Annotated in this window: 14 protein-coding genes; 10 read left to right on the top strand and 4 right to left on the bottom strand. The window is 62.7% G+C overall.

What is annotated here, in order from left to right; genetic code table 11:
• Positions 1–17: 17 nt before the first annotated feature.
• Both BM151_RS19260 and BM151_RS19255 read right to left on the bottom strand, forming a co-directional pair.
• Positions 18–614 carry an MlaC/ttg2D family ABC transporter substrate-binding protein gene (locus tag BM151_RS19260; protein WP_090062720.1) on the bottom strand — a complete coding sequence of 199 codons (597 nt, stop codon included), beginning with the start codon at positions 612–614 and terminating at the stop codon, positions 18–20.
• Positions 607–1,368: an MlaA family lipoprotein gene (locus BM151_RS19255; protein WP_090062718.1), complete on the bottom strand. Its 762-nt coding sequence runs from the start codon at positions 1,366–1,368 to the stop codon at positions 607–609. The genes BM151_RS19260 and BM151_RS19255 overlap by 8 nt, the downstream gene beginning before the upstream one ends.
• A gap of 259 nt (positions 1,369–1,627) precedes the next feature.
• Here BM151_RS19255 and BM151_RS19250 point away from each other — a divergent pair, with 259 nt between their 5' ends.
• From BM151_RS19250 to BM151_RS19220, 7 genes are all read left to right on the top strand, one after another.
• A complete protein-coding gene (locus tag BM151_RS19250) occupies positions 1,628–3,367 on the top strand; it encodes a type I secretion system permease/ATPase (protein WP_090062716.1) in 1,740 nt (579 codons plus the stop codon).
• A complete protein-coding gene (locus BM151_RS19245) occupies positions 3,364–4,671 on the top strand; it encodes an HlyD family type I secretion periplasmic adaptor subunit (RefSeq protein WP_090062713.1) in 1,308 nt (435 codons plus the stop codon). The genes BM151_RS19250 and BM151_RS19245 overlap by 4 nt, the downstream gene beginning before the upstream one ends.
• 42 nt (positions 4,672–4,713) lie before the next feature.
• On the top strand, positions 4,714–5,181 hold the full coding sequence (locus BM151_RS19240) for a RidA family protein (protein ID WP_090062710.1): 468 nt from the start codon (positions 4,714–4,716) through the stop codon (positions 5,179–5,181).
• Complete coding sequence (locus BM151_RS19235) at positions 5,181–5,939, top strand: glycerophosphodiester phosphodiesterase family protein (RefSeq protein ID WP_090062707.1); 759 nt, start codon at positions 5,181–5,183, stop codon at positions 5,937–5,939. The genes BM151_RS19240 and BM151_RS19235 overlap by 1 nt, the downstream gene beginning before the upstream one ends.
• 69 nt (positions 5,940–6,008) lie before the next feature.
• The gene (locus BM151_RS19230; protein WP_090062705.1) at positions 6,009–7,196 is read left to right on the top strand and encodes a GNAT family N-acetyltransferase; all 1,188 of its coding nucleotides are present in this window, start codon (positions 6,009–6,011) and stop codon (positions 7,194–7,196) included.
• Positions 7,189–7,491: a 4a-hydroxytetrahydrobiopterin dehydratase gene (locus BM151_RS19225; RefSeq protein ID WP_090062702.1), complete on the top strand. Its 303-nt coding sequence runs from the start codon at positions 7,189–7,191 to the stop codon at positions 7,489–7,491. Before BM151_RS19230 ends, BM151_RS19225 begins: the two co-directional genes overlap by 8 nt.
• A complete protein-coding gene (locus tag BM151_RS19220; protein ID WP_090062699.1) occupies positions 7,484–8,332 on the top strand; it encodes a mechanosensitive ion channel family protein in 849 nt (282 codons plus the stop codon). The genes BM151_RS19225 and BM151_RS19220 overlap by 8 nt, the downstream gene beginning before the upstream one ends.
• 58 nt (positions 8,333–8,390) lie before the next feature.
• On the opposite strand, the gene BM151_RS19215 is transcribed toward BM151_RS19220, so the two are convergent.
• On the bottom strand, positions 8,391–8,879 hold the full coding sequence (locus BM151_RS19215; RefSeq protein ID WP_090062697.1) for a peroxiredoxin: 489 nt from the start codon (positions 8,877–8,879) through the stop codon (positions 8,391–8,393).
• Between the two features lie 99 nt (positions 8,880–8,978).
• Here BM151_RS19215 and BM151_RS19210 point away from each other — a divergent pair, with 99 nt between their 5' ends.
• From BM151_RS19210 to BM151_RS19200, 3 genes are read left to right on the top strand one after another with little or no spacing between them, the layout of a single operon-like run.
• Positions 8,979–10,184, top strand: a complete 1,206-nt coding sequence (locus tag BM151_RS19210; protein ID WP_090062695.1) for an NAD(P)/FAD-dependent oxidoreductase — start codon at positions 8,979–8,981, stop codon at positions 10,182–10,184.
• A complete protein-coding gene (gene rsmD, locus BM151_RS19205) occupies positions 10,184–10,744 on the top strand; it encodes a 16S rRNA (guanine(966)-N(2))-methyltransferase RsmD (protein ID WP_090062692.1) in 561 nt (186 codons plus the stop codon). The genes BM151_RS19210 and rsmD overlap by 1 nt, the downstream gene beginning before the upstream one ends.
• Positions 10,741–11,403, top strand: coding sequence for an HAD family hydrolase (locus BM151_RS19200; protein WP_245781269.1), 663 nt, complete (start codon positions 10,741–10,743; stop codon positions 11,401–11,403). Before rsmD ends, BM151_RS19200 begins: the two co-directional genes overlap by 4 nt.
• 60 nt (positions 11,404–11,463) lie before the next feature.
• Here BM151_RS19200 and BM151_RS19195 read toward each other — a convergent pair whose 3' ends face one another.
• Positions 11,464–12,561 carry a TRAP transporter substrate-binding protein gene (locus tag BM151_RS19195; RefSeq protein ID WP_090062690.1) on the bottom strand — a complete coding sequence of 366 codons (1,098 nt, stop codon included), beginning with the start codon at positions 12,559–12,561 and terminating at the stop codon, positions 11,464–11,466.
• Positions 12,562–12,583 lie beyond the last annotated feature (22 nt).

Below are 12,583 nucleotides of genomic sequence, written 5' to 3'. Positions count from 1 at the left end.
CAGAGGTGGATGAGCCCTCAGCTCAGCGCGGCGGTCAGCTTGTCGATCGAACCACCGGCCTTGTCGAGCATCGCACCGATCTCGGCGCGTTCGGATTTCAGCAAGGAAATCCCCTCGATCTGCAAATCGATGAACTTGCCGGAGCGGTCATGCACGATAAAAGAAATGTCGAACGGCGGTTCGCCCGCGAGGATCGCCGTGCATTTCACGTCATAGATCGAATTGATCTTCTGCGAGCTGTTGACCTGAATCTTACCGCCGATGAATTCGCGGAACCGCGAGCCGTATTTGCGGGCGATATAGGTCTGGAACGCCTTGGTGAAGGCGTTGAGCTGGCCGCTCGAGGCGGACCGCGCCGGCGGCCCCAGGACCGAGCGCGCGATGCTCGGCGTATCGGCATAGCGCACCAGCACCTTTTCGAAATCGACATACATCGCGCGCTCGGATTTGCCCGAGTTGATGATGGCGTTGATGTCATCGACAGCCTTGTGGATCAGCGCCTCTGCCTGAGACGATGAAAAGGCCAGGGCCGCGATCGGTCGCAACATCATCGCGCAAACCCCTGCGCCCAGCCCGGTCAAGACACGGCGGCGTGTGAACCCGAAATCACTCATAGAAATCCTCATACAGGTCGTAAGTTGTCGTCTGATCCGCGGTCTCGGCACCGGCCACGATGGGCGTGCCGAGCTCATAGCGGCGATTGTCGAGATAGCTCAGACGCATCTGAGCGTAGCTGTCCGCGCTGTCATACAACACCGATTCATAGAGATCCGAATAACGATAGCGTGTGTCCGCCAGATCCGCGACCTTCAGCCCGGTCTTGTAGCTCGCTTCCGGGTTGCCAAGCAGATTGCCCACCGGATCGAGCACGATATCCACCACGACCCCCAGCGCATCGCGCTCGGTCGAAGGACCGTAAACCGGCAGCACCACATAGGCGCCTTCGCCCACCCCCCAAGTGTAGAGCGTCTGGCCAAAATCGGCATCGCGTTCCTCGAGCCCCATACCCGTGGCCGGGTCGAACAACCCGCCCAGACCGATGGTCGCATTCACCGCGAAACGCGCGGTATTGTGAAGCGCATCGCCGAGCTTGAGCTGTAGCACATCATTGACCACGACACCGGGGATGCCCAGCGTGTCGGAGACATTCGATAGCCCCTTGCGCACCGGATCGGGCACCACGGTGCCATAGGCCGTGGACACCGGTTTGATCACCGCCTTGTCGAGGGCGATATTGGTGTCATGCCAGCCGCGGTTCACCTCTTCATAGGGATCGTTGATCCCGTCGGGGCCAGGTGCGGCGGAACAGCCGGCAAGCGCCAGAAGCGCAACCAGGGCAAGGGGCCGGGACAAGTGAGCAGCAAGCATATCGAAAGACTTTCCAAACGGGCAGGACAGGACGGATCAAACGGGCGGGACAGATGGCACAGAGCAGATGAAACGGAACAGGCGGTGACAGGAGGAAATCAGCCCGCTATACCGCCAGATAATATTCCCCGGGCCAAAGCCCAATATAAATGCAATTTCTGATATCATCCTGTGACATAGATTCAACATATCTCAACCTGCCCACCCGAGAAATCCGGGCAGCCGTCACATTGTTCAGAAACCGAGTTAAGACACCGCCATGACACAGGAAGACACCCGTCTCGGCCAGAGAGAACTCTCCGGCGCCCGCCGCAAATCCCGCAGCCTGTTCTGGGCCGCCGGATTATTCTCGATCTGCATCAACATTTTGATGCTGACCGGGCCGCTGTTCATGTTGCAGGTTTACGACAGGGTGCTGGGCTCCGGCTCGGTCGCCACCCTGGTGGCCTTGTTCTCGATCGTTGCCTTTCTCTACCTGATGATGGGGCTCCTGGACGGGGTCCGGGCGCGCATCCTGTCGCGCATTGCCGCCCGTTTCCAATCCTCGCTCGAGACCCGCGTGTTTCACGCCGCGATGGTCAATGCCGCCCGCAAGCCGCGCGATCTCGGCAAGGCGCGGGCCCTGGACAATCTCACCGCGATCCGCCGTTTCTTCGGCTCGCCGGCCCTGGCCGCGCTGTTCGATCTGCCCTTTACGCCGTTTTTCCTGTTCGGCATCTCGCTGTTCCACCCCTACCTGGGCATTCTCGCGCTTTGCGGCGGTGCGGTGCTGGTCCTCGTCGCGCTGTTGCACCGTTCGGCCGCCAAGCCGGCTCAGGACGCCGTTATGCGCGCCGAATCCGAAGCCGCCCAGACCGCCAGCCGGATGACCAACGCCGCCGAAGCGCTCGCGGCGCTCGGGATGAAAGATGCCGCCTATCGCCGCTGGTTACGCCTGCGCAGTGCGGCGCTGGAGAAATCCGTGGCGAGCGAAGATACCACCCACGGCTTCACCGCCGCCTCGCGCGCCCTGCGTCTGTTTCTGCAATCCTCGATGCTGGCGCTCGGCGCCTGGCTCGTGCTGCAACATGCGGTCAGCCCCGGCGCCATGATCGCCAGTTCGATCCTTCTGGGCCGCGCCTTGCAACCGGTGGACACGCTGATCGGTCAATGGAACCTGTTGCAACACGCTCAGCGCGGCTGGGGCGATCTCGCCGAGCTTCTCGGCGCCAACCCGGCCGATGCCGTGCATACGGAATTGCCGCGCCCGAAAGCCGATCTGAAGGTACAACAGCTTTCCGTCGTCCCGCCCGGACAGCAGCAGGCCTCGCTGCGGATGATCTCTTTCGAGCTCGCCCCGGGCGAGGCTCTGGGCGTCATAGGGCCGTCCGGATCGGGAAAATCCACACTGGCGCGCGCCCTGACCAGCGTCTGGGCCCCGGCCAGTGGCACGATTCGTCTCGATGGTGCGAAACTCAGCCATTACGACAGCGAGGCGCTCGGCAGCTATATCGGCTACCTGCCGCAACAGGTGCAGCTGTTCGACGGCACGATCGCCGAAAATATCGCCAAGCTGGCGCTGGCCCCGGATGCCGAAGCGGTCGTCGCCGCCGCGAAAAAAGCCGATGCCCACAACATGATCCTGTCGCTGCCCGACGGCTATGACACGCCGGTCTCCTCGGCCGGCGGGCTGCTCTCCGGCGGGCAATTGCAACGCATCGGACTGGCCCGTGCCTTCTTTGGCGCCCCGGTGCTGGTGATCCTCGACGAACCCAATTCCAACCTCGACAATGACGGCTCCAAGGCATTGAACGCCGCCATTCGCCGTCACAAGGAAGAGGGCGGATCGGTGCTGATCATGGCCCACCGGCCCTCGGCGATTCAGGAGTGCGAAAAGCTTCTGGTGCTCGATGGCGGCGCCCGCCGAGCCTTTGGTCCGCGCGATGCGGTTCTGGGCGAGATGGTCAAGAACTCCAAGGAAATCCTGCGCGCCGCCCCCGGCAAAGGAGGCATCCAATGACCCCCTCCACGCAAGACTGGTCTGCCAGCCGCTATATCTGGTTCGGCGTCTTTTGTGTCGCGCTTTTGTTCGGCGGCTTCGGCGGCTGGGCGGTCCTTGCCCGCATCGATGGCGCCGTCGTGGCCTCCGGTCAGGTCCAGGTCGAACAGAACCGTCAGGCGGTGGCCCATCGCGACGGCGGCGAAGTCGCAGCGGTCAATGTGGCCGAAGGCGATCAGGTGGCGCGCGGCGCATTGCTGATCGAGCTGTCCGGCGAAGATGCGCGAAACGAAATCGCACAGGTGGAAACCCAGCTTTACGAATACCTGGCCCGTGCCGCCCGGCTCGAAGCCGAACGCGACCAGGCCGATGCGATCCTCCTCTCAGACGAGCTGAGCGCCCGCATGGCCGAGGACCCGCAGGTGGCCCGCTCCGTCACCGGTCAAAAGGATCTGTTCACCGCGCGGCAGGCCACCGCCAAGGCGGAGATTGCCCAGCTCGACAAACAACGCAGCCAGATCGAGGTCCAGATCGACGGTCTCGCCGCCCAGAAAGCCGCGCTCAGCGAACAGCTTTCCCTGCTGGAGGAGGACCTCACCGCCCAGACCGCACTTCTCGATCGCGGGTTGACCCAGCAAAGCCGGGTCATCGCCCTGCGCCGCGACGCGGTTCAGATTTCCGGCGAGATCGGCCGGATCGACTCCGCCGAAGCCCAGGCCCAGGTGCAGATCACCGAGATCGAATTGCAGATTCTCAAGCTCGGCAGCGACCGGCGCGAGAGCGCGATCACCGAGCTGCGCGACATTCAGGCCAATATCAGCAACCTGCGCGAACAGCTGGCAGGGCTCAACGCCCGGCTCAACCGTCTGGACATTCGCGCGCCCGTGGCCGGCATCGTCTATGGCCTCTCGGTCTTCGGCCCCGGCGCGGTCGTTTCGCCCGCACAGCCCGTGCTCTATCTGGTGCCCCAGGACCGGCCGCTCATTGTCACGGTAAGGATCAACCCGACCCATATCGACAAGGTCTATCCCGGCCAGCCGGTGCGCCTGCGCTTCACCACCTTCGACCGCCGCTCCACCCCGGAGCTTGAGGGCGCGGTCACCCGGATCTCGCCCGATGCCTTCATCGATGAGGCGACAGGGGCGAGTTACTATCGCGCCGACATCCACATCCCCGAAGAGCAGCGCGCCCGCCTGCCCGAAGGCGCGGTGCTCATTCCCGGCATGCCGGTAGAGACCTATATGTCCACCGGCGAGCGGTCCCCCCTTGCCTATCTGACAAAACCGCTTACGGATTACTTCAAACGCGCTTTCCGCGAGGATTGAGCGACCACCCCCTTAGCCTGCCCCATGAAGAGGACTGCCACGATGGCTCTCACCGATCTTTCCGCGAAACTTGCCGAACTTGGCTTTGACTTGCCCGAGACCCCCGCGCCCGCCGCCAATTACGTGCCTTTCGTCAAAACCGGCCAGCAGCTGTTCATCTCAGGTCAGATCTCCAACGGGCCGGACGGGCTGATCCTCGGCAAACTGGGTGCCGATATGACCACCGAAGAAGGCGCGAAAGCCGCCCAGACCTGCGCGCTGGCGCTTCTGGCCCAGGCCAACGCTGCCGTGGGCGGTGATTTCTCGAAAGTGGTGCGTCTGGTGAAACTCGTCGGCTTCGTCAATTCGACGCCCGAGTTCTCCGAACAGCCGAAAGTCGTCAACGGCGCCTCCGATCTGATGGTCGCGGTGCTGGGCGAGGCCGGACGCCACGCCCGTTCCGCCGTCTCCGCCGCCGCCCTGCCGCTGGGCGTGGCCGTCGAAATCGAAGCGATTTTCGAGCTCGCGTGATGCCGCAATTGCCAGAGGCCTTTCTCAAGGCACCGATCGCCCATCGCGCCCTGCATGATGGCAATGTCACCCGTGTGGAAAACAATATCGCCGCGATCGACGCCGCGATTGCCGCGGGGTTCGGGATCGAGATCGATCTGCAGCTTTCCGCCGATGGCGTGGCCATGGTGTTTCATGACTATAGTCTCAACCGCCTGACCGAAGGCTCCGGCCCTTTCGCCCAGCGCAATCTCACCGAATTGTCCGAGCTGCGGTTCAAAACCGGCGAGCGCGGCGTGCCGAGCTTTGCCGAGGTGCTGGAACTGGTCGACGGTCGCGCTCCGCTTTTGGTCGAGGTCAAGGATCAGGACGGTGCCATGGGACCGAATATCGGCGCGTTGGAGCACGCCGCAGCCCAGGCTGTCGCGGGCTACCAAGGGCCGCTGGCCTTCATGTCCTTCAACCCGCATTCCGTGGCCCGTCTGGCCGAGCTTTGCCCCGAGATCCCGCGTGGCATCACCACGGCGTCCTGGGAAGGGATCGACGAAAAGCTGATCCCAGCGCCGCGCCGCGCCGAGCTCAAGGGCATTTCGGATTTCGACCGCGTCGGCGCCACGTTCATCTCGCACCAATGGGACGATCTCACCGCACCGCGGGTGGCCGAGCTGAAAGCCGCAGGTGCCCATATTCTGTGCTGGACCGTCAAGAGTGCCGAGGACGAACGCGTTGCCCGCGACATCGCCGAGAATATCACCTTTGAGGGTTATCTCCCGACTTGACCTCTGAGGCAATTGGCCCAGCTACTTGGGAAAGCATCCGAAAACAGATGCGCAGCAAGGGACCGAGACGTGAGCGAAGAGATCGAGATCAGCCTTTTGACCACGATCTCCGGCATCGCGGCGGAAGATTGGGACGCCTGCGCCGCGCCGGCAACGCCCCCCGGGGAGCGGCCCGAGGACCCTTTCGTCAGCCACCGCTTTCTCCTGGCGCTGGAGCGCTCCGGCTCGGTCGGAGCGGGCACCGGCTGGTCACCGCGCTATCTCGTGGCCCGTGCGGGTGGCGAGGTGATCGCCACCGCGCCGCTCTACGCCAAGAGCCACAGTCAGGGCGAATATGTCTTCGACCACAACTGGGCCCATGCCTATGAGCGCGCCGGTGGCCGCTACTATCCGAAGCTGCAGATCGCCGTCCCCTTCACCCCGGTCACCGGGCGCCGCCTTCTGACCCGACCCGGCCATGAAGAGATCGGCATGGCGGCCCTGGTGCAGGGCGCGGTCGAGGTGGCCACGCAGAACCAGCTCTCCTCCCTGCACATCACCTTTTGCACCGAGCAAGAGGTCGCGGCGGGCAAGGCCATGGGCCTTCTGCATCGCACCGGACAACAGTTCCACTGGGACAATAACGGCTACGCGCATTTCGACGATTTCCTCGCCCAGCTGTCCTCGCGCAAACGCAAGAACATCCGTAAGGAACGCGCCCAGGCACAGGGATTTGGCGGCAAGATTCTCCAGCTCACCGGCGACGACATCCAGCCCGAGCATTGGGATGCGTTCTGGACCTTTTATCAGGACACCGGCGCCCGAAAATGGGGCTCGCCCTATCTGACCCGGGCGTTTTTCGACGAAATGCACGAGACCATGCGCAAGGATGTGCTTCTGGTGCTGGCGCTCCGCGACGGTGTCCCGATCGCGGGCGCGCTCAACATGATCGGGCGCGACCGGCTGTTCGGCCGCTACTGGGGCTGTACCGAATTTCACCCCGGGCTGCATTTCGAACTCTGCTATTATCAGGCCATCGATTACGCCATCGCCCACGGCCTCAGACGGGTCGAGGCCGGCGCGCAGGGCGAACACAAGCTGGCGCGCGGCTATCTGCCCAACACCACGCATTCGCTGCATTGGATGGCCGATCCGGGTTTTGCCCGCGCCGTCGAAGACTATCTCGAAGCCGAACGCGCCGCCGTGGCCGAGGAGGTCGAGGTGCTCACCGCCTACGGCCCGTTCAAATCCAGCCCAGAGGAGGAAGATCATGACTGAACTTCTGAAAGACCCGGAAAAAGCCACCATCCTCGCCCCGCTTCTGGCCAATGGCTGGTCGGAAACCGAGAGCGGCGCGGCGATCGCCAAACATTTCCTGTTCGCCAATTTCGTCGAGGCTTTTGCCTTCATGACACGGGTTGCGCTCATCGTCGAAAAAATGGATCACCACCCGGACTGGAGCAATGTCTACCGCTCCGTTGATGTCATTCTGTCGACCCATGATGCCGGCGGGGTGACGCTGAAAGACGTAAGACTGGCAGAAAAAATGGACGAGGCCACAGCACATGTTTGAACAGATCCTGAGCTATGAAATTTACAACGGGCATACGGTGGGCGACTACCTGTCGCTGGAATTTCTGGTGGGGATAGCCGGATCGATCCTCGGCGCGCTGGCGCTTCTGATCATCGGTATGATGATCTCCGGCTGGGTCGGGCGGCGCATTCGCGCCATCGGGTTGAAATACGAAAACCTCGACGACACGCTGTTCAACTTCCTCGCCAATATCGCGCGCTATGCGGTGCTGGGCTTTACCGTCCTGATCGTGCTCAATACTTTCGGCATTCAGACCACCTCGATCGTCGCCGTCATCGGTGCCGCCGGTCTCGCCATCGGTCTGGCTTTGCAGGGCACCCTGTCCAATATCGCCGCCGGGGTGATGATCATCCTGTTCCGGCCGTTCAAGATCGGCGATTTCGTCGAAGTCGCCGGGAAAATGGGAACGGTCAAGGACATTTCCCTGAACTTCACCGAGCTGGCGGATCTGTCGAACGTGCAGGTGATCGTCCCCAATTCGCAGGTCTGGGGCAATATCATCACCAATTTCTCGACCAATGGCACCCGCCGTGCCGAATGGACATTCGGGGTCGGCTATGGCGCCAATCTGAAACTGGCCGAAGAGGTGATCCGCAAGACCATTTTCACCGATCCGCGTGCGCTTCCCGATCCGGAACCCTTCATCCAGGTCAACAATCTCGGCGATTTCTCGGTCGATTTCCTGGTCCGGGTCTGGGTCAGGTCTCCGGATTACTTTGGCTTCACCACCGATATGAAACGCGCGGTGAAGGAAGCGCTGGACGAGGCCGGGGTCGAGATCCCCTTCCCGACCCGGACCGTGATCAACGCTGCCGAATGACAAAACGCCCGGGACCAGCGCCCCGGGCGTTTTCATTTCGAGACATACGGATCAGAGATCAGATTTCCGCCAGAAGCGATTCTCCCGAGGACACGGTGCATTGGCCGCCGTCCTCTTCGAGGTGGAAAACCTTCACCACCCCGTCCTCGGCATAGAGCGCATAGCGCGAGGAGCGATTGATCAAGCCGATGGCAGGTGCGGAGAAATCCAGCCCCAGCGCCTTGATGAACGTCGCTTCGGCATCGCCCAGAAGCCGTACACCGGCCGTGTCGGCCCCGGACTCCTTGGCCCAGGCGCCCAGGACAAACGGGTCATTATTGGAGATACAGACGACATCATCGACGCCTTTTGCATCGAATTGCGCTTTGGTGCGAATGAAACTCGGCAGATGCGCGGTGCTGCACGGGCCGGTAAAGGCCCCCGGCAACCCAAAGAGCGCCACCTTGCGGCCCTTGAACAGCATGTCGAGATCGATCGCCACCGGACCCTCTTCTGACATTTCAAGTACCGTGCCACCCGGCAGCGTATCTCCAACCGAAATCGTCATATCCGTGTTCCCCTTCTGCGTTTCTGAACATTTCTGTGCGTTGTCATTCTATTCCTCAACGATATAGGGTCAGGGCGTTTTGCGACCAGAGGAAAGATCATGAGCCATTTCATCGTCATCGGCGCGGGTCAGGCCGGCCAGAGCATCGTCACCACCCTGCGAGGTCAGGGATTCGACGGCCAGATCACCCTGATCGGCGATGAACCCGTGCCGCCCTATCAGCGCCCGCCGCTGTCAAAGGCCTACCTTCTGGGCGAAATGGAACTCGATCGGCTGTTTTTACGCCCAGAAAGCTATTACGCCGAGGACGGGATCACCCTGCGCACGAACACCGAGGTCACCGCCATCGATCCGGTCGCCAAGACCGTGACGCTCGGCGATGAGACCCTCACCTATGACAAGCTGGCATTGGCGACCGGCTCGGCGCCGCGGCTCCTGCCCGCGGCCATCGGCGGGGCGCTCGAAGGCGTCTATACCATGCGCACTCTGGCCGATGCCGATGCGATCGAGCCGGAGTTCCGGACCGGGGCTTCGGTGCTGATCATCGGGGGCGGCTATATCGGGCTGGAAGCCGCTGCCGTCGCCGCCAAGAAAGGCCTCAAGGTCACGCTGGTCGAAATGGCGGATCGGATCTTGCAGCGCGTCGCCTCTGAGGAAACCTCCGACTATTTCCGCGCCCTGCACAAGGCCCATGGCGTCGATCTGCGCGAGGGCGTCGGGCTCGTGAAACTCACCGGAGACAGCCACGTCACCGCCGCCGAACTGACCGATGGCAGCACGCTCGACGTGGATTTCGTCATTGTCGGTGTCGGCATCACCCCCGGCACGGCGCTGGCCGAGGCCGCCGGCCTGACGCTCGAGAACGGTATCATGACCGATGCCATGGGGCATACCTCCGACCCGGACATCTATGCCGCGGGCGATTGTGCCTCTTTCCCTTGGCAGGGCGCACAGATGCGGCTCGAATCCGTCGGCAATGCCATCGATCAGGGTGCCGTGGTGGCCAAGAACATGCTCGGCCAAGCGGTGAACTACACGCCCAAGCCGTGGTTCTGGTCGGATCAATATGACGTCAAGCTACAGATCGCAGGTCTCTCTACCGGCCACGATCAGGTGGTCATTCGCGAGGCCGACGGCACCCGGTCGCATTGGTATTACAAAGACGGACAGCTCATCGCCATCGACGCGATGAACGATCCGCGCGGTTATATGGTGGCCAAGCGGCTGATCGAGAGCGGCAAGACGGCGGACCCGGCGCTGGTCGCCGACCCCGCGACCGATCTCAAAGCCCTGATGCGCGGCTGATGCGGATCATCGCCGGAAAATATCGCGGGCTGGCCCTGGCCGCCCTTGGCAAGGGCGATGCCGGCGCGCATCTGCGCCCGACCACCGACCGGGTGCGCGAAAGCCTGTTCTCGGTTCTGGTGGCCGGCAAATATGGCGATGCGGTCGAGGATGCCCGCGTGCTCGATCTTTTCGCCGGCACCGGTGCGTTGGGCTTGGAAGCGCTCTCCAGAGGTGCTGACTGCGTCACCTTTGTCGATGACGGGCGCAAGGCGCAGGGGCTGATCGCCGAGAATATCGCCAAATGCAAAGCGCAGGATCTCTGTACCCTGATGCGCGCGGATGCCACGCGGCTGCCCGTGAACCCGTCCGAACCCTATGACCTGATCTTTCTCGATCCGCCCTATGGCAAGGCTCTGGGGGAAAAGGCCATCGCCGCCGCCCTCAAAGGCAATTGGCTCACCAAACGCGCGCTCGTGGTGTGGGAAGACAGCGCCGCGATCACCCCGCCGGAGGCGCTCACCCTCCTGGACACCCGCCGCTATGGCGACACGAAAATCAACTTCCTGGAGCCGAAATGAGTGTGACAGACATGCCGCCGAGATTGGTGATCTTTGATTGCGACGGTGTGATCGTCGACAGCGAACCGCCGCTGCTGGAGTTCCTGCGCGATGAGTTCGCCCGCTTCGGCCTGAACATCTCTCTCCACGAACTGGAAACCAAATACGTCGGCGGCACCATGGCCACGGTCGGCGACCGCGCCCGGGCCGCGGGGGCCAAGCTGCCCGAGGATTGGCAGGTCGAGGTCTATCCGCGGGTCTTCGAGATGCTGCGCTCCGGCGTGCCGCTGATCCCGGGGATCGAGGCGGCATTCGATGCGCTCGACGCGGCGGGCATTCCCTATTGCGTCGGCTCGAACGGGCCGATGGAGAAAATGGACGTGACCCTAGGCGCGCATCCGGCAGTGTTCGAACGGCTCAAGGGCCGCATCCATTCCGCCCACACCCATGGCGTGGCGAAACCCGATCCCGGACTTTTCCTGATCGCCGCCGAGAGCATGGGCGTGGCGCCGGAACATTGCCTGGTGATCGATGACAGCCCGTCGGGCTGTATCGCCGCGCGGCGGGCGGGCATGCGCTGCTTTGGCTTCGACCCGCATGGCGATGGCACGCGGCTGATCGCTGAGGGCGCCACGCATCTCACCGATATGTTTGATCTGCCGCGCCGCATCGGGGTGTGACATCAGCCGAACAAAAAGCCGCCCCGAAAGGCGGCTTTGATTTTTCTGAGAACTGAGAGCTTACTGCCCGGCTAGATACCCAGCAGAGGCGCCCTGCACGTCGATCCAGGGCCCGCGGTCGATCGCCTCGACCACCATCGCCTTGGCATCCGCCACCAAGGCGGCGCCGTCATAGCCTTTCTTGCTCATCTCGGCGATCCAATCGGCTTCGACCTCGGCGCCGACGGCTTTGATCTTGGCGGTTTCCTCTTCGCTCAGAACCGCGATCTCATTGTCGGAGGCGGCAATCACCTTGAGCCCGTCCTCATCGCCCAGATCATAGGCGGCACCGGCCCATTGCGAGGCCATGAGCCCGGAATTGCGGTCGATCACGGCCTTCAGATCCTCGGGCAGGCTGTCATAGCGCGCCTTGTTCATCGCCCAGATGAAATAGAGATTGTAGAAGGAGCGGTCGCCCGCGACATCCGTGTGACTGTCGGTCAGCTCGTCGAGCTTCAGAGACGGTGCCATTTCATAGGTGATCACACCACCATCCAAGACGCCCTTGGCCAGGGCCTCCGGGAAGGCCGGAACCGGCATGCCCACCGGCACCGCGCCGAGCTTGTCCAGAAGCAGCGTCGAGGTCCGGGTCGGTGCGCGCAGTTTCAGCCCGTCGAAATCCTCGACGGTCTTGAGCGGCGCGCCTTTCTTGTGCACCAGCCCCTCGCCATGCATATGCGCGGCCAGAACATGCACATCCCTGAAATCATCCATCAGATATTTCTGGGTGAAATTCCACGCGGCGATCGAGGCCAGCTCGCCGGATTTCGGCATCATGAAGGGCAGTTCGAGCGCCTCGGTCTCCGGGAAACGCCCCGGCTGATAGCCCGGAATGACCCAGCCGCCATCGATGGCACCGTCGCGGATCAGGTCGTATTGATCCGGCGCTTTGCCGCCCAGCTGCATCAGCGGATAGAGCTCGATCTTGATCCGCCCGCCGCTGTCTTTCTCGATCTTCTCGGCCCAGGGCTCCATGAAATACATGGGCGAGCCGGAATTGGGCGAAACGAAATGTTGGAAACGAAGCGTCACCTCCTGCGCGAATGCTGTCGTGCCGATGGATGTGACAAGGAATGTGGCAGCGCCGATGAGCGCCGCCCGCGTAAGGGTCGATTTCATAGGTGTCCCCCTCGGGCTTGCA

Origin of the sequence: Celeribacter neptunius, assembly GCF_900113955.1 — a bacterium.
Taxonomy (GTDB): domain Bacteria; phylum Pseudomonadota; class Alphaproteobacteria; order Rhodobacterales; family Rhodobacteraceae; genus Celeribacter; species Celeribacter neptunius.
Note: the sequence above shows the minus strand (reverse complement) of the source record. Positions and strands in the feature narration are given on the sequence as shown.